We start from the raw sequence: 24790 nt of genomic DNA on the forward strand, positions 1-24790 counted from the left end.
AATACATGAACGTAGATTTGTTTGATTATGAGCTGCCCGAATCACTGATTGCCCAGACGCCCCTGCCCAACCGGACGGGTTCGCGTCTGCTGGCCCTGAACAAGGAGACGGGGGCGGTCGATCACCTGATGTTCGAGCAGCTGGATCAATTTCTGAAAGCCGGGGACGTACTCGTGTTGAACGACACACGGGTAATTCCAGCCCGGCTTTTTGGCTTCAAAGCGGATACCGGAGCGAAGGCGGAGGTACTGCTTCTGAAGGCCCTCGGAGAGGATCGCTGGGAAGCGTTGGTCAAGCCCGGGAAGAAGCTTCCCGTTGGGGCCCAGATTCAATTCGGCGTGGCGGAAGCGGGGGCCGGTGGGGAAGCTCCGCTTACCGCCGTTATTGAAGAGGCGAGCGACATGGGGGGCCGGGTGCTCCGGTTCACCTATAAAGGAATTTTTGCGGAAATTTTGGAGCGTCTCGGGCAGATGCCTCTTCCTCCCTACATCAAGGAACAGCTGTCCGAGAAGGAACGGTACCAGACGGTCTACGCCAAGCATGAAGGGTCGGCGGCCGCTCCGACGGCCGGGCTTCATTTTACCCAGGCTTATCTGGAGAGGCTTCGGGAGTGCGGGGTTCATATCGCCTACCTGACCCTGCATGTGGGGCTCGGGACCTTCCGTCCCGTCTCCGCCGACAAGGTGGAGGAGCATCGGATGCATGAGGAATATTTCGAGCTGCCGCCCGAAACCGCCGAGCTGATCAACCGGGTTAAAGCGGAAGGGGGCAAGGTGGCGGCGGTAGGGACGACCTCGGCCCGGACGCTGGAGTCGGCCGCGCGGATTAGCCGGGATGCTGGGCTTCCGGAAGGAACCCTGATGGCTTGTTCGGGCTGGACGGATATTTTCATCTATCCGGGGGTACCCCTGCTCGTCGTGGATGCCTTGCTGACGAATTTCCACTTACCCAAATCGACTCTCGTGATGCTGGTCAGCGCCCTCGCGGGAAGAGAGAACATTTTACGGGCTTATAAGGAAGCCGTGGAGAAGGAGTACCGCTTCTTCAGCTTCGGTGATGCCATGTTTATTTATTAGCAGATAAAAGGACGGATGAAACTTATGGCGGTTACGTACGAACCGATCAAAACGTGCAAACAAACGGGGGCCCGGCTGGGCAAGGTTCATACCCCGCACGGGACGATCGAAACCCCGGCCTTCATGCCGGTGGGCACCCAGGCTACCGTGAAAACGATGAGCCCGGAAGAGCTCAAAACCATGGATGCGCAGATCATCCTGAGCAATACCTATCACCTGTTTCTTCGGCCCGGCCATGAATTGATCAAGAAGGCGGGAGGCCTGCACCGGTTTATGAACTGGGACCGGCCGATTCTGACGGACAGCGGAGGCTTCCAGGTCTTCTCCTTGAGCGAGATGCGTAAAATCTCGGAGGACGGCGTGCAGTTCAAATCCCACCTTAACGGAGATACGCTGTTCCTTTCCCCGGAGAAGGCCATGGAGATCCAGAATGCCCTCGGATCGGATATTATGATGGCCTTTGATGAATGTCCTCCGTATCCGGCGGAGCATGAATATGCCAAAAAGTCGCTCGAGCGGACGACCCGCTGGGCGGAGCGCTGCCTTCGCAGCCATGCCCGTCCGAATGATCAGGGCCTCTTCGCCATCGTCCAGGGAGGCATGTTCGAGGACCTCCGCCGGCAGAGTGCCGCCGAGTTGACTTCCATGGATTTCCCGGGGTATGCTATTGGTGGACTTAGCGTGGGCGAGCCCAAGCCCCTCATGTATGAGGTGCTGGACTATACCGTGCCGCTGCTCCCTGCCAACAAGCCCCGTTACCTCATGGGGGTCGGTTCCCCCGACGCCTTGATTGAGGGTGCCATCCGGGGAGTGGACATGTTCGACTGCGTGCTGCCTACGCGGATTGCCCGCAACGGCACCTGCATGACGAGCCAGGGAAGGCTGGTCGTTCGCAACGCCAAGTACATGGAAGATTTCGGGCCGCTCGATCCGAATTGCGATTGCTACACGTGCCGGAATTATTCCCGCGCTTATATCCGTCATCTGATCAAGGCGGATGAAACCTTCGGAATCCGCTTGACGACGTATCACAACCTTCATTTCCTGCTGGATCTGATGAGAAAGGTGCGGCAGGCGATCCGGGAGGACCGGCTGGGCGATTTTCGCGATGAGTTCTTTGAGCAGTATGGCATGAAGGAGAACGAGAGGGGTTTCTGATCCACTAACCGAAAGGAGGCATTTGGAATGATGTTTTTAGCGGAAGGTACAACGACCCAGCAATCGGGCAGCTTCCTCTATTCCCTGCTCCCGATCATCTTGATGTTTGCGGTGCTGTATTTTCTCCTGATCCGTCCCCAGCAGAAACGGAGCAAGACCCGCAACATGATGCTGGGCGGCTTAAAGAAGGGGGACAAGGTCGTTACCATCGGCGGGCTGCACGGAACGATCATGGAGATTAACGACGAAACGGTCGTCCTCAGGGTCAACGATGCAACCAAGCTGACGTTTGACCGTTCGGCAATCAATTCCGTAAGCGCTTCGGCACCTGCCCCAGTGGCCGCTCCGGCGCCTGAGAAGAAATAAGCAGGCTCCTGCAAGGCCCTGGCGAACCCCGGACTATCCGGGGTTTTTCTTATGGAGCAGGAGCAACCAAAAAGCACCTTCCGCTTTACCGCGATGGCCGCCAGGGCCGTCCGAAAAGAGGATAGGTGCTTATTTGAGATAACTATCGTCCGATTTCAGGAATTCTCCGAGCCTCGGACGTTTCTGTCCGTTTAACCGTTTTTGCCGACTTCCCTATTCTTGAGAAAGCTCACGACGTAGTTCTGGAAGAGGCTGCGGCCTTCGCTTAACCGAAGGGCCATGGTTCCGGCAAACAAGCCCAGCAGGAGACCGCCGCACATGTCCGTAAGCCAGTGGATTCCCAGGTAGAAGATCGAGAAGATGATAAACGCCGCGCTGCCTATCGTAAACCGGCGCCAGAACACGCTGTTCGATTTCCACGCGATCACGGCCATGGTGACGGACAGGGAAGTGTGAAGGCTCGGGAAGCAGTTATTCAAGCCCGACAAGGGACGATATTCCTGTTCGAAGGTCGGAAAGACGGAAGTCATCAGAAATTCCACTTTGGTGGAGGCGTAGTACCAGACTTCGTTAACCGGGAAGAACAGATAGAACGGAATGGCGATCATGTAATTGAACATCATGGCATAACAAACGGCGTAAAACAGCTTATGGTTCTTCTGGTAGGTGTAGATGCCGAGTGAGGCCACCATGATGGCGGTAAAGACCACTACATAAAAAAAGCTTGACGCGATCGTCAGCCAGTCGCTTCGAAAGAGATGCTGAACCGCGGCTACAAAATCGCCTTCGAGCCGATAAATATCAGAAGTGAAATCGTTCTTCTGAACCATCCGGTTCTCGAGAATCAACTCCACTTTGTTCATAAACAAAATGCCGATCAAAGCAAGAAAGTGCAGAAGGAATTTACGGTTCGTAAACAGTTCCTGAACAAAAGCTCCCGCCGCCCGGAACGGATTGACGCGCAAGGCGAACAGAAGAAGAAAAAAGACGACTACGGTAATCCAGACAGTGACTTCGGTCATGGAGTGGAACAGAATCATAAGGCTCCCCCTAATCTAGGCAAAAGCGGAAGACCGGAATTGCCGGCCCCTCCGCCCGTGAAATCCAAGTTATACCGGCCGAAGGCAGTCGGTTGGGCCGCTTCAACAACCTAAGTATTATAGCACAATTGTTAAGGGGGAGTGAAGATGAGAGAAGGACGTGTTATTTTTTGGTTTGGACTCCCGTCATCCCGCCTAAGGCACCTGCCAGGAAAGCCCCAACGGTGAACCACACGCTGGTCCAATCCACGCCTTTGTCGAAGCCCAAATAACCCGTAAGGGAAATAATGGCGCTGTAAGCAAGCCCGGTCATTCCGCCCGCATACCAGCCCCGGCTTCCCGATTTCCTTCCCGCCATGAAGCCTCCGGCCAATAGGGACATGGCGTGAATGACGTAACGGGAAGCGGGAAGGGATTCTTCCTTCTGCCCGCCAAGCAGAAGGAGCAGAGCTAGAAGAAACGCCGCTCCCCCCATAATAAGAAAGGCGTAGAGCAGGCCCGAGAAGACATGCGGCATTTTGCGGGGGGCTTCCGAATCTTTCCATGCTTTCATCCGCAGCAACCTCCTTTTCCACCATTCTATGGGATGGTTGTCCGGAATATGACCGGGTTTGTCCGCCAGAAGGATTCGGCTGCTGCTTGAAATTGGTAAGGCGGGAGAGGAGTGGGCTCGAATGGGGGCGGGATCCGCAGGCCAGACTATCTGGTAATTGGAAGCCGGGAGGCGCGGGAGGGAATCCGGTGGAGTATGGGATACTGGTTTTGCGGACCATCCTTATTTATGTGGTCATTTTTGCGGTGATGAGGCTTATGGGCAAACGGGAAATCGGCAAGCTCTCGGTGGTGGACCTGGTCATTTCGATTATGATTGCGGAAATCGGCGTGTTCGTCATTGAGGATACCGGCAAACCGCTTGGAGAGGGGCTGATTCCCATTCTTACGCTGGTTGCGCTGCAAATTACCTTGGCCCTGGTCTCGCTGCGCAACCAAACGTTGAGAACCTGGTTTGAGGGAAGGCCCAGCATCCTGATTCAGAACGGCCGGATGAACCGGGAAGAGATGAGAAAGCAGCGGTACAGTCTCGATGATCTCCTTGTTCAGCTTAGGCAGAACCGGGTGATGGACGTGGCGGATGTGGAATTCGCGATCCTCGAAACCTCCGGCAAGCTGACGGTCGTGGAGAAGGACAAGAAGACGGAGGAGGCTCCGGGGCCAAAGGCCGACTATAAGCTGCAAAGCCTGCCGGTGGTTGTCATCATGGACGGAAAGGTCCAGGAGGAAGGCCTGGCCAAGCTCGGCCAAACGAGATTCTGGCTCAAAAACCGGCTGCAGGCGGAGGGCGTCCAGGATGTCAAGGATGTCTTTTTCTGCTCTATCGATTACAAAGGCCGGCTGTTTATCGACCGAAAGGACAAATAAGCTTCCTTACGGTTATCTTTTTTTATGGAAAAGAAGAGTAAGCCGCTTGAAATCGCCGGGCTCGATCAGCTTGAATCCAAGGATGGCCCCCAAGTAGACGAGCAGCCCGGTCGAGAGGGATAGAATCAAACGGGAGAAAGAGGTTTCGGTGGTCCCGGCAAAGCCGATGAACCAGCAGCAGACGGCGGTAATGCCCATGGCCGAGCCCACCTTAAGAAAGTCGGACACCTGCATGCGGAACTTCAACAGGCGGGCCACGCTGTTCCAATGAAGCAGCGTGACGAGCATGATGTTAACGATAATCGCCATCACCGCGCCAAGAATGCCGAATTGAGGCTTCGTCGCCAGGAGGGCGATGAGGGCCAGCTTGACCACCGAGCCGATCAGCGTATTCACCAAGGCGGCTCCCGGGCGGTTCAGGGCCTGAAGGGCGGCTTGAAGCGGTGCTTGGAAATAGATAAATAAAGCGGCGGGGGCCATCATTTTGAGCATGACGCCGATTTCCCCGTTCTTGTACAGGTAGTAGCAGATCGGCTCGGCCAGCACATACATAAACACGGCAAAAGGGGCGCCTGTCACCAGCGCAAGGCGGAGGGACTGGTGAAGCCGGCTGTGGATGGTCCGCATGTCCTTGCGGGCGGCGGCTTCGGATAGAGACGGAACAAGAGAAGTGGACAGCGAGAACGTGAGAGCGCTTGGCAGCAGCAGAATGGGGATGATCATCCCCTGCAGGGCGCCATATTGCACGGTGGCGGCCACGGTAGCCACTCCGGCGATAGCCAGGCTCTGCACGATGAGAATGGACTCGAGAAAGTAGGAGGCGGATCCGACAAGCCGGCTCGCCGTTACCGGAACGGAAAGCCGGATCAGCCGGCGCAGGGCATCCTTTCTTCCTCCAAAGGAGCTCCCGCTGCCGATGGTGGCGCGCTTGAACAGCTTGTAGGCTTTCCGGGTGCGGGCATGCTCCAGCAGCAGGACCAGCATCCCCCCTATCTCCCCGATCAGCACCCCAAGCATGGCTCCGGCTGCCGCATATTCGAGCCCGTAGGGCATCAGAAGCAGAGAAAGCCCCAGCATGGCGACGATACGAATAAGCGTTTCGGTCACCTGGGAAACGGCGGTCGGAATCATGTTCTGCCTGCCTTGGAAGTACCCCCGAAAGACCGAAGAAACGCCTACGATAGGGATAATCGGGCTCATGCAGAGGAAGGTCCAGTACACGCGCTTGTCCGTGAACAGAACGGAAGTCATCCAAGGAGCCGCTGCGAGACAGAAGGCGGTGAATAGCAGGCTCAAGCCGCTGGTAAGGGCTAGGGACATCATAAGCACATGCCTCACCCGGGCTTCCTTTCCTTCCGACTCGGCCTCCGCCACCAGCTTTGCGACGGCAAGCGGAATGCCCCCTGTTGTTAGCGTAAGGATGACGATAAGAAAGGGGTATCCCATCTGATACAGGCCGACCCCTTCCGCTCCGATCACCCGGGGGAGCGCAATTCGGGGCACGAATCCGAGAATCCGGTTAATGATTCCCGCCGCGAGCAGAATTAGGGTGCCTTTCATAAAGGATTGCTTGTAGTTGGTCAATTTGGATACCTTCTTCCTGGCTTGGATTCAACGCCGTCTACCTATGATTATGCGGACGATGGCCAAGCTCATGCTTTCTTCTTGGACAGGAAGGGTGGCCGCTTGCTGGACGGGGTTTCTTCAAAAGGCGGGCAGGATTTTCTTCCGTTGTGGCGAATAGGGAAGAGAGGAAGGTAAGGAGGGCAGAAGCATAATGGAAGAAGACCGGGTGGAACCCATCAGCGAGAAGGCCATGGAGGCCCTTTGCCTCAGTAAAGCGGAGGAGTTCGTCATGCTGGGCTACGAGCAGGTGACCGCTCACGACATCTGGAACTGCATCCGGGCCCGGTACGAGAAGACGGGGGAGCCTCCCTTGCATCGTCTGGTCAATGACATCCTCTCTTTGAAAATTACGTCTTATATGAACTGGCTTACGATGCAGGCTTACAAAGGAGCGCCCTTCTGAGAACCCCGCAAAGGTTCTTTTTTTCATGCCGTAAGGCAGCGCGCCTGGAAAGCTGTAAGCTTTTTCATGAAATTGACTGGTTTTTGGAGGGTGAGTATAATGGGAATATTGGATAGGGAAGGGAGCTTAACTCTAGCATGGATCGCAAACGGTTTACGGCATTTTTATTGATTTCGGTCTTGCTCCTCGCCGTAGTGGGGGCAACGACTCCGTATTTGGTTAGCAAAGTACGGCTCGGCTTGGATTTGAAAGGGGGCTTCGAAATCCTTTATGTGGCCACCCCGCTTGAGGAAGGCCAGCCGGTCACGAAGGAATCCCTGACGGAAACGGCGCGCAGTCTCGAGGAACGCGTAAACAAGACGGGAATCGCGGAACCGGACATTACGACGGAGGGCCAGGACCGCATCCGCGTCCGGATCGCTACGGGCGGGGTAGACTCGTCTAAAGTTCGCGAGACGCTGAAGAAGCCGGCCGAGCTTACCTTCCGGGGACCTGACGGGAAGAATGAAATGATCGGAAGCGACTTTGTTCCCGGCGCGGCGAAGGTGGGGTACGACCAGTACAACCGCCCGATGATTTCCATACAAGTCAAGGACAAGGACAAGTTTGCGGATGTGACGAAACGCCTTCTCGGTAAGCCGCTCGCCATTTACCTGGATGACAAGGAGCTTTCCGCTCCCGTGGTTCAGGATGTGCTGACGGACGGAACGGCCACCATCTCGGGAAGCTACTCCCTGGACGAAGCCAAAAATATTGCGGATACCATCAACCTGGGGGCCCTTCCCCTTAAGCTGACGGAGAAATACACCCAGCAGGTGGACGCCACGCTCGGGCAGAAGTCTTTGACCAGCACCGTTATGGCGGGCCTGATTGCCGTCGGTCTGATTCTTCTCTTCATGCTCTTCTTCTACCGGGTGCCGGGTATTGTGGCCACGGTCACGCTTATCGTGTTCAGCTGGCTGCTTCTGCTCGTCTTCGTTCTGCTGAACGCTACCTTGACGCTGCCGGGCATTGCGGCCTTCGTTCTCGGAATCGGGATGGCGGTCGACGCCAACATCATTACTTATGAACGGATCAAGGAAGAGATCCGCAGCGGCAAAAGCATCCTGTCCGCTCTACGGGCGGGCTCTAAAAACTCCTTCCGGACCATCCTGGACGCCAACCTCACGACCATTCTGGCGGGTGCCGTGCTTTATTTCATCGGAACCGGGGCCATCCGGGGCTTTGCCCTTACCCTGATCTTCAGTATTCTGGTCAGCTTCATCACGAACGTATTCTTGTCCCGCTTCTTGCTTCAACTGCTTGTTCGCTCCAATGCAGCCAAGAAACCTGGGAACTTTGGAGTGAAGGAGGACGAAATTCATGCGCTATAATTACAATGTAAGGTTCGATGTAGTCAAGAACCGCCGGTTGTTCTTTACGCTGTCTCTTATCATCACCGCTATCGGAATCGCCTCCCTGCTGATCTTCGGCCTGTCAACGGGCGTGGACTTCAAGGCGGGAACCACCATCGACGTAACGGCCGGACAAGCCATTGACAAAGCAAAGGCCGAGCAGCTGGTGAAGGAAGCCGGCCAGGAAGTCCCCAGCGTCACGGTTGGCGGCGAGCGGGCCTCGCTGCGCTTCGATAAAGTGCTGACCGAGCAAGAGGTAGCCAAGATCAAGAGCGGCTTCTCCGGAGCCTACGGCGATAAGGTTAGCTTCGAGGAGAACACCGTGGATACCACCATGGCGAAGGAGTTGGCGCAAAAGGCCATCTACTCCGTCCTGATCGCAAGCCTGGGCATTATTATCTATGTGGCCATCCGCTTCGAATGGCGCTTCGGGGTGGCCGCTATCCTAGCCCTGCTGCATGACGCGTTTATCGTCGTCAGCCTGTTCTCGATCTTCCGCTGGGAAGTCAATCTTCCCTTCTTGGCTGCCATTCTGACGATTATCGGGTACTCGATCAACGATACGATCGTTATCTTCGACCGGATCCGGGAGAACATGCGCTTTGCCAAGCTCAAGAATTTCGACGATCTGGCCAAGCTGGTGAATGCCAGCGTCTGGCAAACGATGACCCGTTCGATCAACACGGTCATTACCGTTCTGGTCGGAGCCATCTGCCTGTTCATCTTCGGCAGCGAGTCGATCCGCTACTTCTCTCTGGCCATTATTCTCGGCCTCTTCTGCGGAGCCTACTCCTCCATCTTTATTGCAAGCCCTCTGTGGCTGGTCATGAAAAACAAATCGATGAAACAGGGCAAGCTGACGCCAGCAAAAGAATAGACGAAACGGGCCGCAGACTTCTTGCGGCTTCTCGTTTTTCGAGGTTGAACATGCCGCCTGCAAGTGATATCTTTAGCACTCTTCCGTTTAAGAGGTCCTGTTCGCAAGACGGGAACCATTGTTGATCGCCATGTCTTGAACGTATTTATACTTTTCCCACAAGAGGTGCCGGATGTCTACTAAGCGAGTTGTACAGGCGGAGAATGCCGCTTGGGTCGGAGTTGTCGGGAATATGTTTCTTGCCGTAATCAAAGGAACGTTCGGCTGGCTGGCGGGAAGCCGCGCCTTGCTGGCGGATGCCGCCCATTCGGCTTCGGATATGGTAGGATGGATAGCGGTGCTGGTCGGTACCCGGACCGCCCCTTCATCCGACGAAGAATATGCCGGAAGACGGAAAAATGCCGAGTACGTGGGCGCGATTGTCATCTCCGTGCTGCTGCTTATGCTGGGCTTGGAGATTGCCCTGAGTTCGCTTAAGACGATTTATCACGGAGTAGGGACCCCTCCGAGCTGGTATGCGGCGGTCATCGTGCTCCTTACCATGATCGGCAAGCAGCTGCTGGCCCAGTACGGCAAGAAACCCGGACGGCGCCTAAGCGACCGGTTGTCGGTGGCAGGAGCGTGGGAGGGGCGCTCGGACGTTTATTCTTCGCTCGCCGCCTTTATCGGAATTGCAGGAGCACTTGCGGGAAGCTATTATGACATTCCCCAGTTCTACTATCTGGATGCGGCGGCAGGCCTCTTTATTTCCCTGCTTGTCCTCAAGACAGGTTACCGGCTGGTGGCGGAGGCCGTCAATCAGACCATGGACCGTCTGCTGCACCGCGATGATATCGAGGAGCTGATCCGTGCGGTTCAGTGTGTTAAAGGGGTTATTACGGTCGATGACCTGAAAGCCAAAGAACAAGGACATTATGTCGTAGTCGAGGCGAAAATAAGCGTCAATCCCAAAATCAGTGTGATGGAAGGCAGCGAAATCGCCAAGATGGTCCGGCATTATCTGCTTAAACGGTTTATTCATGTTTCGGAAGTCATTGTACAAGTGCAGCCTTACGATCCGGGCTATCCTTACAAAAGCAGTCCGGAAGCGGATGCCGATCTTTACCCTACGCTTCTTCACTAAGAAGGGGTTAAGCATACCGCCAAAACGAAAGGAGATTACATGCTTTATTCGAAAGCCAGATGGAACATCAGCGAGCCGGACCCTGCCGTCGCCGATCGATTGGCCCACGAGCTTAAAGTGGAGCCGGTCGTGGCGCGGCTGCTGGCGGTTCGCGGCATTACTACCATAGAGCAGGCCAAACGGTTCCTGCAGGCGGGAAAGGATCATTTCCATGATCCTTTTCTTATGGACGGGATGGAAACCGCCGTCCGCCGGATCAAACGGGCCTTGGAACACGGGGAATTCATTCGAATATACGGAGATTATGATGCGGACGGCGTCAGCTCCACGTCTCTGCTCATTCACCTGTTCCGGAGGCTCGGGGCCCGGTTCGACTTTTACATCCCTCACCGCGTTCACGAAGGCTATGGCCTAAACAAGAAGGCGATGGAGCTCGCCAAGGAGCAGGGCGTTGATCTGATCATCACGGTGGATACCGGGATAAGCGCTAGGGAGGAGATTGCCTACGCCGGGTCACTGGGCCTGGAGGTTATCGTAACGGACCATCATGAGCCGCCGGAACAGCTTCCCGAAGCCTTGGCCGTCATTAACCCCAAGAAGCCGGGCTGTCCCTATCCTTTCAAGCAGCTGGCGGGGGCCGGGGTTGCTTTTAAACTGGCGCACGCCCTCCTAGGAGAGCTCCCCGTCGAGCTTCTCGAAATCGCGACAATCGGAACGGTAGCCGACTTGATGCCGCTGCAGGACGAGAACCGCGCACTGGTGAAGCTGGGCCTGGAACGGATGAGAACGACCGCCTACCCCGGCATCAAATCGCTGCTCAGCTTGTGCGGAGTCGACCGGGGAGAGGTGACGGCCGGACATATCGGTTTTGGCCTAGGCCCTCGGATCAATGCCAGCGGGAGACTCGAAGGGGCGGAGGACGCCGTTCGTCTGCTGACGGTTCAGGATGAGCAGGAAGCGGAGAGGCTGGCCTTCGTCCTGGACGGGCTCAACAAGGAACGGCAGCAGCTGGTCACGGACATGACCGGAGAAGCCGTCAAGCTGGCGGAAGAGTCGATCGCCGAAGGGCACGACAAGGTGCTCGTGGTCGCCAAGGAGAACTGGAATGTCGGGGTCATCGGAATTGTCGCTTCCAAGCTGCTGGAGAAGTATTACCGTCCGGTCATCGTGCTCGGCATTAATCCCGAAACGGGCATGGCCAAAGGGTCGGCTCGCTCCATTCCGGGCTTCGATTTGTACCAGGCGCTGACCCGTTGCAACGAGCTGTTTACCCACTACGGCGGCCATCAGGCCGCAGCCGGCATGTCGCTTCACGCCGATAACCTGGCTGAGTTCAGAGAGCGCATGCAGCGGCTCGCCTCGGAATGGCTGACGGAAGAGGACTACCAGCCCGTGCTTAACGTGGATCTTCAGTGCGAGCTGGACAAAGATCCGATGAAGTGGATCCGGCAGCTCGAGAAGCTGGCCCCTTTTGGGATGGGCAACCCCACACCGAAATTCGCCTTTCACGGCCTTCGGGTGCTCGACCGCAAGGTCATGGGCAAGGAACAGCAGCACATTAAATTTCAGCTGGCCCACCAAACGGAAGACGGCTGTACCATCGATGCCCTCGGCTTTGGCAAAAGCTTCCTCTCGGAGCGCATCTCGCCCACATCCCGGGTGGACGTGCTCGGGGAGCTTTCCATTAACGAATGGAACGGATCCAAGAAATCCCAGCTCATCATCCAGGACATTCGCGTTCCCGACGTTCAGGTATTCGACTGGAGGGGCATTCAGGATCCGGACAACCGGTGGAAGGCGTGGAGGGAACAGGAGGAAGCCACCGTATCCCGGGTTCTCCTGGTATTCAGCGAGGGGGACCAGCGCCAGCCTATGCGGCTGGCCGATTCCATCGGTGCCCGCCTTTGGATGGCGGAAGAGGACGGATCGATCGTTTCCTTGGAGCCGGGCGATCCGGCTGCCGAACCGGGCGCCGTCCGGGATTTGGTTCTTTACTCCCTTCCCCGCAGTATCGGGCAGCTGGAAGCCGTTCTGGGCTCGCTAGGGGGCGTGGAGCGAATCTATGCCGTATTCCGGGAATATCCTAGTGCCGATCAGTCGATTCTTCCCACCCGGGACATGTTCAAGCAGGTGTATGCCGTCGTCCGGCAGGAGAATACATACCGGGGCAGCCGGGAAGATCCCCTGAATTATTTCAGTAAACGCTCGGGCTTGTCTCGGCCGCTCGTTAAGTTTATTATGGAAGTGTTTGAAGAGCTGTCACTCGTCGAATATACGGGGACCGATTACCGCTGCGTTCCTGCTCCGGCGAAGAAGGAATTCACCCAATCGGAGCGGTTTCGTCAAAGGCAGCGGCTTCAGGAGGTGGAGCAGCAGCTGATTTATTCTTCAGCCGCCGAGCTGACCCGCCTGCTGCTTCAGTCTGTCCCCAAAACTCATTAACGGAGGTCACCTACCCACATGGATTTTAAAGAACACATTCGCGTCATTCCGGATTTCCCGCAGCCGGGAATCCGTTTTAAAGATATTACCACCCTGCTGAAGAACGGGCCGGTTTACCGGGAAGCCATCGACGCCATGAAGGCTGCCGTCTCCGATAAGGAGATTGATCTGATAGCCGGTCCGGAAGCCCGGGGCTTCGTCATTGGGGCGCCCCTTGCTTATTCCTTGGGTGTTGGCTTCGTGCCCATCCGCAAAAGCGGCAAGCTTCCCGGCGAAACGATCGAAGCCGACTATTCGCTCGAATACGGCAAGGACAAGCTGGCGGTTCACAAGGATTCCATCCTGAAAGGCCAGAAGGTGCTCATCGCTGACGATCTGCTGGCTACGGGCGGTACTCTTGTTACCACGATCAAGCTGATCAAACAGCTCGGCGGAGAAATCGTCGGAGCGGCTTTCCTTATTGAGCTCGGCTATTTGAACGGGCGCGACAAGCTGGAAGGCGTAGACGTGTTCTCGCTGGTTAAGTACTAGACCTGGGGCATCCTCGGATTATCGACTGCATAAAACACCTAGCCATTAAAAAAAGCCTGTTCCGCAAACCGGAACAGGCTTTTTCATTTCCGCGAAGGGAAGGGCTAATGAGCCGAATCGGTGGATTCGTTGCTCCAGCCGATTTTTTCGAAGAGTTTAAGGAGCAGGCTCAGAACGATGGCCACCACCGTGGCCAGCGCCATACCCTTCAAGGAGAAGTTGCCCCACGTGAAGGTAGCGCCGCTGATTCCGATGACCAGAACGATTGTCGTCAGAATCAGGTTAACGGGACGGCTGTAATCCACCTTGGCTTCCACCAGCATCCGGATCCCGGAAGAGGCGATGACCCCGAAGAGAAGGAGGGACACCCCGCCCATGACCGGCGTAGGAATCGTGGAGATCAGGGCGGCCAGCTTACCGAGGAAGGAGAGCAGGACGGCGAAAACGGCTGCGCCGCCAATGACCCATACCGAGTAGACCCTAGACAGCGCCAGTACTCCGATGTTCTCCCCGTAGGTCGTATTCGGCGTGGACCCGACAAAGCCGGACAGCACCGTAGAGATGCCGTTGCCCATCAGGGAGCGATCGAGCCCGGGGTCCTTCGCCAGATCCTTGCCTACAATGTTGCTTGTGACGATAAGGTGGCCGATGTGCTCGGCAATGACCACGAGAGAAGCGGGCAGAATAACCGCGATGCTCGCCCAGTCGAAGACCGGGGTACGGAAATCCGGCAGAGCGAACCAGGCGGCCTGGGCTACAGGAGTAAAGTCAACCATCCCAAACAGCCATCCGGCGATATAGCCGACGATGATCCCGATCAGAATCGGGATGATCTTGAGGAAGCCGCGGAACAGCACATTGCCAAGGATCGTGACGAGAAGCGTAATGACGGAGACAGTGACGGTATTGGCGTTCATGCTCCAGTCAGCCGGAGGATTGTTCAGCGGACGGATGAGTCCGGCCATATCGGCGGCGGTCGGAACCAGCTCCAGGCCGATGACCGCGACGATGGCTCCCATCGCCGCCGGAGGGAAGACCACGTTAATCCAGCCGGTTCCTGCCGCGCGGATGATCAGGGCCACCAGAATGAAGACGATCCCGGAGGCGATAAAGCCGCCCAGCGCCGCTTCGTAAGAACCCTTGGAAAGCACTAGGAAGACAGGCGACAGGAAGGCGAAGCTCGACCCGAGGAACGCCGGAATTCTCCCGCGGCAGATCAGAAGATAGAGCAGAGTGCCGATTCCGTTCATGAGCAGAATGGCGGCCGGGTCCACCTTGAATAAGATGGGCACCAGCACGTTCGAGCCGAACATGGCAAACAGGTGCTGCAGGCTTAAGGGAATGAATTCGGCGGCGGACGGCCGTTCATTCACTTGGATGACACGAGACAATGGGGGATCCTCCTTTGGAAAGTTAACGGATAGGGTAAAATTCACCATCGCTTATCTTAACAGAAAAGAAACCGGATGGGCAGAGGGTTTTTGACAAAATCCGACGATATCTTCATTGAGAGGCGGCTCTTCTTGCCCGCGGGGGTCAAACGACTCGTTTCTTGACGAAGTCACGGGTTCAGGGGCATAATGGATTAAAACATGCAAACGGAAAGGGTTTGTCAATGGGCATTGAGCAGTTAATCGGCAAGGCATCCGCCTACATCAAGGAAAGCGATCTGAAAAGAATACAGGAAGCTTACGAATTCGCCGACCAGGCCCATGAGGGACAAGTTCGCAAATCCGGGGAGCCCTATATTCTGCATCCGCTCGCTGTCGCCGACATCCTAGTTAACATGCAGATGGACGCAACCTCGATCATCGCCGCTCTTCTGCACGATGTGGTCGAGGATACAACCGTATCCCTGGAAGTCGTCCGGCAGCATTTTGGCGAAACGTGCGCCATGATTGTGGACGGGCTGACCAAGCTGGAGAAAATCAAATTCAAGTCGAAGGTAGAGCAGCAGAATGAGAACTACCGCAAAATGTTCGTGGCGATGGCCCAGGACATCCGCGTCATTCTGATTAAGCTTGCCGACCGGCTTCACAATATGCGTACGCTTAAATACCAGTCGGAGGAGAGCCAGCGCCGCATTGCGGACGAAACGCTGGAGATTTTCTGTCCGATCGCCCACCGGCTCGGGATATCCGCCATCAAGTGGGAGATGGAGGACATTGCCCTCCGTTACCTGAACCCGCAGCAGTACTACCGGATCGTCAATCTCATGCAGAAGAAACGGACGGAGCGGGAGCAGTATATTCAGGACGTTATCCATAACATCAAAGACAAGGTGTCGGAGATGGGCATAGACAGCGACATTTCCGGACGCCCGAAGCATATTTACAGCATCTATAAGAAGATGACCACCAGAGGCAAGCAGTTTAATGAAATCTATGACCTGCTGGCCATCCGTGTTATTGTGGACAACATCAAGGATTGTTACGCAACCCTTGGCATTATCCACACGCTGTGGAAGCCGATGCCGGGGCGGTTCAAGGATTACATCGCGATGCCGAAGGCGAACATGTACCAGTCGCTTCATACCACCGTGATCGGGCCTAAAGGAGAACCGCTGGAGGTTCAGATCCGGACCTGGGAAATGCACCGCACGTCGGAGTACGGGATCGCCGCGCACTGGGCCTACAAGGAAGGAACGGTAGTGCCGACCGGCAACTTCGAGGACAAAATGCATTGGTTCCGCGAAATCCTCGAGCTCCAGAGCGAGACGAACGACGCTTCGGAATTTATGGAGTCCTTGAAGATGGATTTCTTCTCCGATCTGGTTTTCGTTTTCACCCCGAAAGGGGAGGTTATTGAGCTGCCTGCCGGCTCGGTCCCGCTTGATTTTGCCTACCGCATCCATACGGAAGTCGGGAACCGGACCATCGGAGCCAAGGTGAACGGACGCATCGTTCCCCTCGATCATCGGTTGAAGAACGGGGATATTATCGAAATTCTCACATCCAAGCATTCGTACGGCCCCAGCCAGGACTGGCTCAAGATCGCCCAATCCTCCCATACCCGAAGCAAAATCAAGCAGTGGTTCAAAAAGGAGCGGCGGGAAGAGAACGTGGGCAAAGGCCGCGAAGCGATCGAGCGTGAGCTGAAGCGCCTTGCCCTGGATCCGGTCACGGTGATGACCGATGACAAGATGCTTGAGGTCGCCAACAAGTTTAATTTCAACGACACGGATGACATGCTCTCGGCCGTCGGCTTTGGCGGAATTACCGCCGCTCAAATCTGCACGCGCTTGACCGAGAAGCTCCGCAAGGAGAACGAGGAAGCCGCCCAGATTCAGCTGACGAGCGAGATTAAGGAAGTAAAGGCCGCTCCCGAGAAGAAGAGCCGGCCGACCCACGGCGTTCAGGTTAAGGGTGTGGACAACCTGCTCGTCCGGTTCGCCCGCTGCTGCAACCCGGTTCCGGGAGACGGTATTATCGGCTACATTACCCGCGGACGGGGAGTGTCCGTCCACCGGGCCGACTGCACGAACATTCCCGTTGGGGACGGTGAAGAAGGTAACCGGGTCATTGAGGTGGAATGGGCGGAATCGGTCGAGGCCAATTACAGTGTCGAGATCGAGATTACCGGCCACGACCGCCGGGGGCTGCTGAACGAGGTGCTGCAGGCGGTATCGGAGAGCAAGACGATGATTTCGGCCGTTTCGGGCCGTTCGGACAAGAACAAGATGGCCCTTATTCATATGACGATCCTCATTCGGAATATCGATCATCTTCACTCAGTCGTCGAGAAAATCAAGCGGATCGAGGATGTCTATTCCGTTACGCGGATTATGCAAACCTAGCGTTACAGAAGAGAGTGAACCGGACATGAGAGTGGTTGTTCAGAGGAGCAAAGCCGCGAGCGTAACCGTAGACGGTGAGGTTACGGGAAGCATAGAGCAGGGACTGGTGGTCCTGGTGGGAATTACCCATGAGGATACGGAGCAGGATGCTCGGTACTTGGCCGATAAGGTGGCCGGCCTTCGGATTTTTGAGGATGACTCGGAGAAGATGAATCTTTCCGTTCGGGACATCGGCGGGCAGATCCTGTCCGTCTCGCAATTTACCCTGTACGGAGACTGCCGCAAAGGAAAGAGGCCGAATTTCATGGCGGCCGCGCGGCCCGCACAGGCGGAGGAGCTGTATGAACGCTTCAACGGCCTCCTGCGTGAGACCGGCTTGATGGTGGAAACGGGCGTTTTCGGCGCGATGATGGACGTCCAGTTGGTCAATTGGGGACCGGTGACCTTGATCATCGACAGCAAATGAGCACTTACGTGGAAAGCCCGGGAGGAAGCCCCCGGGCTTTCGGCTTTGGAGGGTCCAGGGATATGCGGCCCGCTTTCAGGAGAAACTAGAGGCAATCCCTGCAAAGGAGCCGTGATTCGCATGCGCCGGTCGGCCAAAGAAGCCCTCCTCCTGTCCGCCGTGGCTATAGCCCTGCCCGCCCCCTATGGGGAAAGCACCGTATCCGAGCTGGGCCGGGAGAACGGAGGCCCTCCCTTCGAAGAAAACGCGATGCAGCCTGTCGAGGTTGTCCAGCTGGTCCCAAGAACGATGCGCCGGTAAACGGCCGAACCTTTCGACGGCTTATGGAAAGCGGAGGTCCACCAAAGCGAGAAGACCTGCGGGTTTCCCTTGGAAACGGCAGGTCTTTTTGACATATTGGTAAATTCCTTCCCTCTTCAACTTATGTTAAACTAGGGAAGATTGAGCCTACACAGGCGCAGGCATTCTAATTCTTAGGTTGAGGGGTTTGAATTGATGCGGAGAGCTTGGATTACGTTAGTTGCAACGTTTATCGTCCTTTTGGCGGTGGGCGGGAGTTACCTGTATTACAAGGAGAAATACGGCGGGGGCATTTCCGTTTCGGAAGGAGTGGCCCAGCCTTTGACGAAGGTGGATACCGTCGCGAAGCCCAAGGACAGCTATGATGTCATAGTAGTGGGGACCGACCCGGAAGGCGTGGCGGCGGCCGTTTCCGCAGCCCGGAACGGCTTGCACACGCTGCTGATCGACGGAAAGAACCGGGACATCCTCGGCGGTCTCATGACCCTGGGGTGGCTCAACATGATCGACAACAACTATGACAGCGATAAACCTTCGGCGCTTCCCGGCCAGAGAAGAGCCGTCTACAACAATGGAATATTCAAAGAATGGTACGATATGGTGGAAGGCACGTCCTTCGACATCAACACGGGGGCCAACGCTTTCCATACTCTTGTCAGGAATGAGAAAAACATTGACGTTTCCCTCAAAAACAAAGCCATCGAGCCTCTGATGAAGGACGGAACGGAGGGCACCAAGCTTCTCGAGGGCATTCAAGTCACGCTGCAGAATGGTAGCAAGCAGACCATCCACGCTAAGGAGGTCATCGACGCGACACAGGACGCCGATCTGGCGGCCGCGGCCGGCGTTCCCTACACCGTGGGACGGGAAGATTTGAAGCGGCCGGATGACCGCATGGCCGTCACGGTCGTCTTCCGTCTGAAGAATGCGGACAACGCGTTCTGGAAGCAGGTGCGGATCCGGCTGGACAATGACAACAGCAGCGAAACGGGGGCGGACGAACATTCCGCCTGGGGCTTCGGAGAAATGCAGAAATACCCTCCGACCCATGACCAGATCAAGATGCGCGGGCTTAATGTCGGCCGGCAGAATGACGATACGATCCTGATCAATGCCATGCAGATTTTTGGCATTGACCCGCTCGATCCCGCTTCGCGGGCGAAAGCCTTCAAGCTGGCCGAGAACGAGCTGCCCCATATTCTGGCGTATATGAAGAAGCTCTATCCGGAATTCGCCAATCTGGAGCTGGGCGGAATGGCGCCCGAGCTTTATGTGCGGGAGACCCGCCACATTAAGGGTCTTTACCGGCTTAGCATCATCGATGTGCTGGAAAACCGGGATTTCCCGGACCGGATCGCCTTCGGCTCCTACCGGGTAGACCTGCAAAGGATCTCTCCACAGGACAACGGGCTCGAAATTCTCGCTCCTTACAAGTATGCCATTCCATTTCGCAGCATTGTGCCGCAGGCTGTGGACGGGCTGCTGGTGGTGGGACGCAGCGCGAGCTTTGACTCTCTCGCTCACGGAAGTGCACGCGTCATCCCGGTCGGGATGGCCACGGCCCAGGCGGCGGGAGCGGCGGCCAAAATCGCCATTGACCAAGGGGTCACCTTCCGCCAGATGGCGGACAAGAAGGACCTGATCAGCCGGCTGCAAGATACTCTGAACAAGCAGGGAATGGACCTGAAGCCGTTCTCGGCGGATGGCAAGCCGGGCACCGAATACATGAAGCACAAGGCGTATCCGGGTCTCAAAGCCGCGGTTTACCTGGGAATGGTAGGCTCGGTGCACGACAAGGTGGCGAACGACTTTAAGCTGGATGATGCGGCGAATCCGCAAGGCTTCGTTAACCTTCTTCTCACCGCGAAGCGGGTATTCTCCCCGGCGCTGAAGGGCGATCCGTCTCAAGCTCTCAAGCAGGTGACGGGAGAGCCGGCCAAGCAGCCTCTGACATACAAGCAAGCGGTGTATACGGCCGCCCTTCTCGCGGGAATCCAGACGACTCCCGAGGAGGCGGAGCAGAAGGCGGTTTCGATGCGGGTAGTCACCGACAAGACCGTCAGCCTCATCACCGACAAGCAGAAGCTGACCAAAGGAGAGTCTTATCTGATTCTCAAGGACGTGCTGGAAGCGATGGCGAATGTCCGGTTCTGATGCTCTTCGGGGTTAGATAAGAAGCCTTAATGAAATGTAATATAACTGTAACGAGCGCTTCATCATCCTTTAATGTCCGGGCGCTATACTACAAACATGACCCCCTTTTAATCATATAGTTTCCTTTAAGGCCTGCGGATCGAAATCGCAGGTCTCTTTGTTTGTTTTCGGCAAGCAGCGGATACGGGCTTGACTTTTGCACGGTGGGAACTTACAATCATAACTAAATTCTGTTTGATTCTGTGATTCGTTGAAGGGATAAAGGCATTCGAAACCGCCACTTCAGAGAGGAAGCCTCCGGCTGAAAGCTTCCGTGGACGAGCGATTGTTAGACCTCCCGGAGAACCTGTGGGGAAACCGAACGCTGTTTAGGCAGCTTCGCCAGTAGCCATCAGGCGTAATAGCGGGCGTTAACCGCAAAGAGGGGATGCATTCCAAGCTGGAACGCTGGCACAGGCCGGCCGGCTCGACATGAATGATCCCGAATCCGGGTGGTACCGCGGGTGATTGGTTGTCAATCTCTCGTCCCTGACTGATGTCAGGGGCGGGGGATTTTTTAGTTTTCGCCGGTTGGATCCGGCCAGCCGTAATTTCAAAGGAGGTCACATAGATGAGCTTTCAGAAGCCCAAAGGCACCCAGGATCTTCTCCCGGGAGTGGTGGAGAAATGGCAGTACCTGGAGAACAAAGCACGCGAGCTCTGCCGGCGGTACAACTACCGGGAGATCCGTACCCCGATCTTCGAGCACACCGAGCTGTTCCAGCGCGGGGTAGGGGAGACCACCGACGTCGTCGAGAAGGAGATGTACACCTTCCTTGACAAGGGAGACCGCAGCATCTCGCTTCGCCCGGAGGGAACGGCCGGAGTGGTTCGATCCTACGTGGAGAACAAGCTGTACGCCGAGCCGGACGTTACGAAGCTGTACTACATCGGGCCGATGTTCCGCTATGAGCGTCCCATGGCTGGGCGGTACCGGCAGCTTCACCAGTTCGGGATCGAGGCGTTCGGGGCCACCGACCCGGCGATCGACGCGGAGGTCATCGCCCTTGGCTACACCTTCTACAAGGAGGTCGGCATCCGCGAGCTTCGGGTGGAGATCAATTCCGTCGGGAACCCGGCATCGAGAGAGGCTTACCGGGAAACGCTTCTTGCTTTCCTTAACCCGATGAGGGAGACCCTGTGCAAGGACTGCCAATCCCGCATCGACCGCAATCCGCTTAGGGTGCTCGACTGCAAGGTGGACCAGGACAAATTCGTGGGCGCCCCCTCCATTCTGGATTCGCTCGACGAAGAATGCCGGACCCACTTCGGGCTAGTCCAGTACTATCTGACCGGCATGGGCATCCCGTTCGACATCAACCCCCGTCTCGTTCGGGGGCTGGATTATTACACCCATACCGCTTTTGAATACAAGGCGGAGGGAATCGGAGCGATCGATACGATCGGAGGCGGCGGCCGGTATAACGGACTCGTCGGGCAAATTGGAGGAAACGACCAGCCGGGGGTCGGTTTGGGACTCGGCTTGGAGCGTACCCTCCTCATTCTCGAAGCCCAGGGAGTAGAAATCCCGGCCCAGCCGCCTCTTGACGTCTACCTGGTTGCCATGGGGGACGAGGCGGAGAAAAGGGCTGTTCCTCTGCTCTATGAGCTGAGGGGGGCCGGTCTTCTGGCGGAGAAAGATTACCTGGGACGCAAGATGAAGGCCCAAATGAAATCCGCCGACCGGTATCACGCGCGTTATGTGGCCATCCTCGGGGAGGACGAATTGATCCAGGGAATCTTGGCCGTCAAAACAATGGCGACCGGAGAGCAGACGAATGTTCCGCTGGACGGGCTGATCGACTATTTGAAGCAGGCTTAATCCGGCTGAAACCAGCAGGCAAACTATAAAAGTAAGGGGATAGGAAAGAACATGGCTATGATGAAAACGCACCATTGTGGGGCATTAGGCAAAGAACACGTAGGGGAAACTGTCGTCCTGAACGGATGGGTACAAAGACGCCGCGACCTGGGCGGGGTGCTGTTTATCGACCTGCGCGACCGCAGCGGGCTGATCCAGATCGTCTTCAATCCGGATTTCTCGGGAGAAGCGCTTGAAACGGGCGACAAAGCTAGGAACGAGTACGTGCTGGCTGTGAAAGGCAAGGTGGTCGAGCGCGACGAAGAGACGAAGAACCCGAACCTGGCGACCGGAGAAATCGAGGTGCAGGTCACCGAAATCGAAATTCTCAACCAGGCCAAAAATCCTCCGTTCTTCATCGAAGACGGCATTGAAATCGACGAATCCCTTCGACTGAAATACCGCTATCTGGACCTGCGCCGTCCCGAAATGCAGAAAACGCTCTGGCTCCGGTCCAAGGCCGCCAAAGTGTTCCGCGACTATCTGGACGAGAACGGGTTCATCGAGGTCGAGACGCCGATCCTGACCAAGAGCACTCCGGAAGGCGCCCGAGACTACCTGGTGCCAAGCCGCGTGCATCCGGGCGAATTCTTCGCCCTGCCGCAATCGCCGCAAATCTTCAAGCAGCTGCTCATGGTCGGAGGACTGGAGCGCTACTACCAGATCGCCCGCTGTTTCCGGGATGAGGACCTTCGCGCCGACCGCCAGCCGGAATTCACGCAGGTGGACATCGAGACGTCCTTCCTGACCCAGGATCAGCTGCAGGACATGATGGAAGAGCTGGTGGCCCGCCTGTTCAAGGAAACCAAGGGCGTGGACATTCCCCGTCCGTTCCAGCGCCTGACCTATGCGGACGCCATGGGCAAATACGGCTCCGACAAGCCGGACCTGCGTTTCGGCCTGGAGCTTAAGGACATCTCCGACCTCGTGGCGAACTGCGGGGTGAAGGTATTCGCTTCCGTTATCGCCGGCGGCGGTCAGGTCAAGGCTCTGAACGCCAAGGGCTGCGGAAACTGGAGCCGCAAGGAGCTCGACGACCTTCAGCCGTTCGCGGCCCGCTACGGAGGCAAAGGCCTGGCCTGGATCCAAGTGAAGGACGGAGAGTGGAAAGGACCGATCGTGAAGTTCTTAACTCCGGAAGAGATTGCGGCCCTGACCGAACGGTTGGAAGCCGAGGACGGCGACGTTCTATTGTTCTCCGCGGACAACAAGAAAGTGGTAGCCGATGTGCTCGGCAACCTGCGCCTGAAGATCGGCCGCGAGCTTGGCCTGATCGACGAGAGCCAGTACAAATTCGCCTGGGTCGTGGACTTCCCGCTGTTAGGCTACGACGAGGAAGAGAAGCGCTATGTGGCGGAGCACCATCCGTTCACCCGTCCGCGTGAAGAGGACGTGCATTATTTTGACACCGACCCGGGCCAAATCCGCGCTCAAGCCTATGACCTCGTATTGAACGGCTATGAGGTGGGCGGCGGCTCCATGAGGATTTACAAGCGGGATGTTCAGGAGAAAATGTTCCAGGCGCTCGGCTTTTCCAAGGAGGAAGCCCAGGAGAAATTCGGCTTCCTGCTCGAAGCCTTCGAATACGGCACCCCTCCGCACGGCGGAATCGCATTCGGCTTTGACCGCCTGGTGATGCTGCTTGCCGGCCGCACCAATCTTCGTGAAACGATTGCCTTCCCGAAAACGGCCAGCGCCACAGACCTGCTGACCGATGCCCCTGGACCGGTAGAGGAGAAGCAGCTGGAGCAGCTTTCGATCAAGGTTGCGATCAAGCAGCCGGCCGGCAAGGCGTAACAAGGAAGAAGGCCACATCCGAGAAAAGGAGGAGCCAGCATGCTGCATCAGTTTTCCCGCAATGAGCTTGCCATGGGACCGGAAGGCCTGGACATCATGAAGAACAGCACCGTAGCCGTATTGGGAATCGGGGGAGTCGGGTCGTTCGCGGCGGAGGCCCTGGCCCGCACAGGGGTCGGCCGGATCATTCTGATCGACAAGGACGTCGTGGACATCACGAACGTCAACCGGCAGATTCACGCTCTGCTGACCACTGTCGGCCAGCCTAAGGCCGAGCTCATGAAGGAACGGATCGGCCTCATCAACCCGGAATGCGAGGCCATCGCCCTGCGGATGTTCTACACCGAAGAAACCTATGAGAAGCTGTTCGAGTATCCGCTGGACTATGTCGTGGATGCTTCAGACACGATTATGTACAAGATTCATCTCATCAAGCAGTGCCTGCAGCGGAAGATTCCGCTCATTTCGAGCATGGGCGCCGCGAATAAGATGGACCCTACCCGGTTCCAGGTTGCCGATATTTCCAAGACCACCATGGACCCGATTGCCCGGGTCATCCGTCAGAAGCTGCGCAAGGAAGGGATACACAAGGGGGTTAAGGTCGTCTTCTCTACGGAGGAGCCGATCAAACCTCGCGAGGAAGTGACCAAGGTAGTCGGGAATGCGGCCTCCGAGATCCGCAAAGCCCAGCAGCCGCCTTCCAGCAATGCGTTCGTGCCTTCCGTGGCGGGTCTGATTGCCGCCAGTGTAGTGGTCCGGGACCTTCTGGCGTCGAAGGGCATCCAATGACAAACGTTTGTTCCGAATGGTATACTAAAGGCATGCAACCCGTTCTACGCGGACGGGCGGCATGCCTTTTTTGTGTTTCCATGCTCATTCGCTTCATCACCCTTCAGGCTTGTCCTCAAGCCCGACAGCAAAG

21 protein-coding genes are annotated in these 24790 nt (G+C 56.5%); 17 read left to right on the plus strand and 4 right to left on the minus strand.

Annotated features, from left to right (window positions below):
* Positions 1 to 5 precede the first annotated feature (5 nt).
* The 3 genes from queA to yajC are packed head-to-tail and all read left to right on the plus strand — an operon-like array spanning position 6 to position 2600.
* The gene (gene queA / locus MJA45_RS08195; RefSeq protein WP_315606777.1) at positions 6 to 1076 is read left to right on the plus strand and encodes a tRNA preQ1(34) S-adenosylmethionine ribosyltransferase-isomerase QueA; all 1071 of its coding nucleotides are present in this window, start codon (positions 6 to 8) and stop codon (positions 1074 to 1076) included.
* A 15-nt stretch (positions 1077 to 1091) separates the two neighbouring features.
* Positions 1092 to 2234 carry a tRNA guanosine(34) transglycosylase Tgt gene (gene tgt / locus MJA45_RS08200; protein WP_315606778.1) on the plus strand — a complete coding sequence of 381 codons (1143 nt, stop codon included), beginning with the start codon at positions 1092 to 1094 and terminating at the stop codon, positions 2232 to 2234.
* 30 nt (positions 2235 to 2264) lie between these two features.
* Positions 2265 to 2600 (plus strand): preprotein translocase subunit YajC, encoded by a 336-nt coding sequence (yajC, locus tag MJA45_RS08205; protein ID WP_315607965.1) that lies wholly within the window; start codon positions 2265 to 2267, stop codon positions 2598 to 2600.
* A 191-nt stretch (positions 2601 to 2791) separates the two neighbouring features.
* On the opposite strand, the gene MJA45_RS08210 is transcribed toward yajC, so the two are convergent.
* Positions 2792 to 3622: a phosphatase PAP2 family protein gene (locus MJA45_RS08210; protein ID WP_315606779.1), complete on the minus strand. Its 831-nt coding sequence runs from the start codon at positions 3620 to 3622 to the stop codon at positions 2792 to 2794.
* Between the two features lie 181 nt (positions 3623 to 3803).
* A complete protein-coding gene (locus MJA45_RS08215; RefSeq protein WP_315606780.1) occupies positions 3804 to 4193 on the minus strand; it encodes a TIGR04086 family membrane protein in 390 nt (129 codons plus the stop codon).
* Between the two features lie 188 nt (positions 4194 to 4381).
* On the opposite strand from MJA45_RS08215, the gene MJA45_RS08220 reads away from it, so the two are divergent.
* On the plus strand, positions 4382 to 5059 hold the full coding sequence (locus MJA45_RS08220; protein WP_315606781.1) for a DUF421 domain-containing protein: 678 nt from the start codon (positions 4382 to 4384) through the stop codon (positions 5057 to 5059).
* A 12-nt stretch (positions 5060 to 5071) separates the two neighbouring features.
* On the opposite strand, the gene spoVB is transcribed toward MJA45_RS08220, so the two are convergent.
* Positions 5072 to 6619: a stage V sporulation protein B gene (gene spoVB / locus MJA45_RS08225; protein ID WP_315607966.1), complete on the minus strand. Its 1548-nt coding sequence runs from the start codon at positions 6617 to 6619 to the stop codon at positions 5072 to 5074.
* Between the two features lie 217 nt (positions 6620 to 6836).
* On the opposite strand from spoVB, the gene MJA45_RS08230 reads away from it, so the two are divergent.
* From MJA45_RS08230 to MJA45_RS08255, 6 genes are all read left to right on the plus strand, one after another.
* Positions 6837 to 7088, plus strand: a complete 252-nt coding sequence (locus MJA45_RS08230; RefSeq protein ID WP_315606782.1) for a post-transcriptional regulator — start codon at positions 6837 to 6839, stop codon at positions 7086 to 7088.
* Between the two features lie 137 nt (positions 7089 to 7225).
* Complete coding sequence (gene secD / locus MJA45_RS08235) at positions 7226 to 8461, plus strand: protein translocase subunit SecD (RefSeq protein ID WP_315606783.1); 1236 nt, start codon at positions 7226 to 7228, stop codon at positions 8459 to 8461.
* Positions 8451 to 9359 carry a protein translocase subunit SecF gene (secF, locus tag MJA45_RS08240; protein WP_315606784.1) on the plus strand — a complete coding sequence of 303 codons (909 nt, stop codon included), beginning with the start codon at positions 8451 to 8453 and terminating at the stop codon, positions 9357 to 9359. The genes secD and secF overlap by 11 nt, the downstream gene beginning before the upstream one ends.
* Before the next feature lie 172 nt (positions 9360 to 9531).
* Positions 9532 to 10482 (plus strand): cation diffusion facilitator family transporter, encoded by a 951-nt coding sequence (locus MJA45_RS08245; protein ID WP_315606785.1) that lies wholly within the window; start codon positions 9532 to 9534, stop codon positions 10480 to 10482.
* A 39-nt stretch (positions 10483 to 10521) separates the two neighbouring features.
* On the plus strand, positions 10522 to 12924 hold the full coding sequence (gene recJ, locus MJA45_RS08250; protein WP_315606786.1) for a single-stranded-DNA-specific exonuclease RecJ: 2403 nt from the start codon (positions 10522 to 10524) through the stop codon (positions 12922 to 12924).
* 18 nt (positions 12925 to 12942) lie between these two features.
* Complete coding sequence (locus MJA45_RS08255) at positions 12943 to 13455, plus strand: adenine phosphoribosyltransferase (RefSeq protein ID WP_315606787.1); 513 nt, start codon at positions 12943 to 12945, stop codon at positions 13453 to 13455.
* Between the two features lie 104 nt (positions 13456 to 13559).
* Here the strand turns inward: MJA45_RS08255 and uraA are convergent, their stop codons facing one another.
* Positions 13560 to 14846 carry a uracil permease gene (gene uraA, locus MJA45_RS08260; protein ID WP_315606788.1) on the minus strand — a complete coding sequence of 429 codons (1287 nt, stop codon included), beginning with the start codon at positions 14844 to 14846 and terminating at the stop codon, positions 13560 to 13562.
* Positions 14847 to 15070: 224 nt separating this feature from the next.
* Here uraA and MJA45_RS08265 point away from each other — a divergent pair, with 224 nt between their 5' ends.
* From MJA45_RS08265 to MJA45_RS08295, 7 genes are all read left to right on the plus strand, one after another.
* A complete protein-coding gene (locus MJA45_RS08265) occupies positions 15071 to 17251 on the plus strand; it encodes a RelA/SpoT family protein (protein WP_315606789.1) in 2181 nt (726 codons plus the stop codon).
* A gap of 25 nt (positions 17252 to 17276) precedes the next feature.
* Positions 17277 to 17717 (plus strand): D-aminoacyl-tRNA deacylase, encoded by a 441-nt coding sequence (dtd, locus tag MJA45_RS08270; protein ID WP_315606790.1) that lies wholly within the window; start codon positions 17277 to 17279, stop codon positions 17715 to 17717.
* A gap of 120 nt (positions 17718 to 17837) precedes the next feature.
* A complete protein-coding gene (locus MJA45_RS08275; protein ID WP_315606791.1) occupies positions 17838 to 18017 on the plus strand; it encodes a hypothetical protein in 180 nt (59 codons plus the stop codon).
* 195 nt (positions 18018 to 18212) lie between these two features.
* Entirely contained in the window at positions 18213 to 20171 is a 1959-nt protein-coding gene (locus tag MJA45_RS08280) for an FAD-dependent oxidoreductase (RefSeq protein ID WP_315606792.1), read from the plus strand.
* Positions 20172 to 20781: 610 nt separating this feature from the next.
* Complete coding sequence (hisS, locus tag MJA45_RS08285; protein ID WP_315606793.1) at positions 20782 to 22032, plus strand: histidine--tRNA ligase; 1251 nt, start codon at positions 20782 to 20784, stop codon at positions 22030 to 22032.
* Between the two features lie 57 nt (positions 22033 to 22089).
* A complete protein-coding gene (aspS, locus tag MJA45_RS08290; RefSeq protein WP_315607967.1) occupies positions 22090 to 23868 on the plus strand; it encodes an aspartate--tRNA ligase in 1779 nt (592 codons plus the stop codon).
* A 39-nt stretch (positions 23869 to 23907) separates the two neighbouring features.
* Complete coding sequence (locus MJA45_RS08295) at positions 23908 to 24657, plus strand: tRNA threonylcarbamoyladenosine dehydratase (RefSeq protein WP_315606794.1); 750 nt, start codon at positions 23908 to 23910, stop codon at positions 24655 to 24657.
* Positions 24658 to 24790 lie beyond the last annotated feature (133 nt).

Origin of the sequence: Paenibacillus aurantius, from assembly GCF_032268605.1 — a bacterium.
In the GTDB taxonomy this organism is placed as follows: domain Bacteria; phylum Bacillota; class Bacilli; order Paenibacillales; family NBRC-103111; genus Paenibacillus_AO; species Paenibacillus_AO aurantius.

Excerpts from the sequence above, each read along its gene's own strand:
- queA (WP_315606777.1), top strand. The coding sequence starts at position 6 with ATGAACGTAGATTTGTTTGATTATGAGCTGCCCGAATCACTGATTGCC.
- tgt (WP_315606778.1), top strand. The coding sequence starts at position 1,092 with ATGAAACTTATGGCGGTTACGTACGAACCGATCAAAACGTGCAAACAA.
- yajC (WP_315607965.1), top strand. The coding sequence starts at position 2,265 with ATGTTTTTAGCGGAAGGTACAACGACCCAGCAATCGGGCAGCTTCCTC.
- MJA45_RS08210 (WP_315606779.1), bottom strand. The coding sequence starts at position 3,622 with ATGACCGAAGTCACTGTCTGGATTACCGTAGTCGTCTTTTTTCTTCTT.
- MJA45_RS08215 (WP_315606780.1), bottom strand. The coding sequence starts at position 4,193 with ATGAAAGCATGGAAAGATTCGGAAGCCCCCCGCAAAATGCCGCATGTC.
- spoVB (WP_315607966.1), bottom strand. The coding sequence starts at position 6,619 with ATGAAAGGCACCCTAATTCTGCTCGCGGCGGGAATCATTAACCGGATT.
- MJA45_RS08230 (WP_315606782.1), top strand. The coding sequence starts at position 6,837 with ATGGAAGAAGACCGGGTGGAACCCATCAGCGAGAAGGCCATGGAGGCC.
- secD (WP_315606783.1), top strand. The coding sequence starts at position 7,226 with ATGGATCGCAAACGGTTTACGGCATTTTTATTGATTTCGGTCTTGCTC.
- secF (WP_315606784.1), top strand. The coding sequence starts at position 8,451 with ATGCGCTATAATTACAATGTAAGGTTCGATGTAGTCAAGAACCGCCGG.
- MJA45_RS08245 (WP_315606785.1), top strand. The coding sequence starts at position 9,532 with ATGTCTACTAAGCGAGTTGTACAGGCGGAGAATGCCGCTTGGGTCGGA.
- recJ (WP_315606786.1), top strand. The coding sequence starts at position 10,522 with ATGCTTTATTCGAAAGCCAGATGGAACATCAGCGAGCCGGACCCTGCC.
- MJA45_RS08255 (WP_315606787.1), top strand. The coding sequence starts at position 12,943 with ATGGATTTTAAAGAACACATTCGCGTCATTCCGGATTTCCCGCAGCCG.
- MJA45_RS08265 (WP_315606789.1), top strand. The coding sequence starts at position 15,071 with ATGGGCATTGAGCAGTTAATCGGCAAGGCATCCGCCTACATCAAGGAA.
- dtd (WP_315606790.1), top strand. The coding sequence starts at position 17,277 with ATGAGAGTGGTTGTTCAGAGGAGCAAAGCCGCGAGCGTAACCGTAGAC.
- MJA45_RS08275 (WP_315606791.1), top strand. The coding sequence starts at position 17,838 with ATGCGCCGGTCGGCCAAAGAAGCCCTCCTCCTGTCCGCCGTGGCTATA.
- MJA45_RS08280 (WP_315606792.1), top strand. The coding sequence starts at position 18,213 with ATGCGGAGAGCTTGGATTACGTTAGTTGCAACGTTTATCGTCCTTTTG.
- hisS (WP_315606793.1), top strand. The coding sequence starts at position 20,782 with ATGAGCTTTCAGAAGCCCAAAGGCACCCAGGATCTTCTCCCGGGAGTG.
- aspS (WP_315607967.1), top strand. The coding sequence starts at position 22,090 with ATGATGAAAACGCACCATTGTGGGGCATTAGGCAAAGAACACGTAGGG.
- MJA45_RS08295 (WP_315606794.1), top strand. The coding sequence starts at position 23,908 with ATGCTGCATCAGTTTTCCCGCAATGAGCTTGCCATGGGACCGGAAGGC.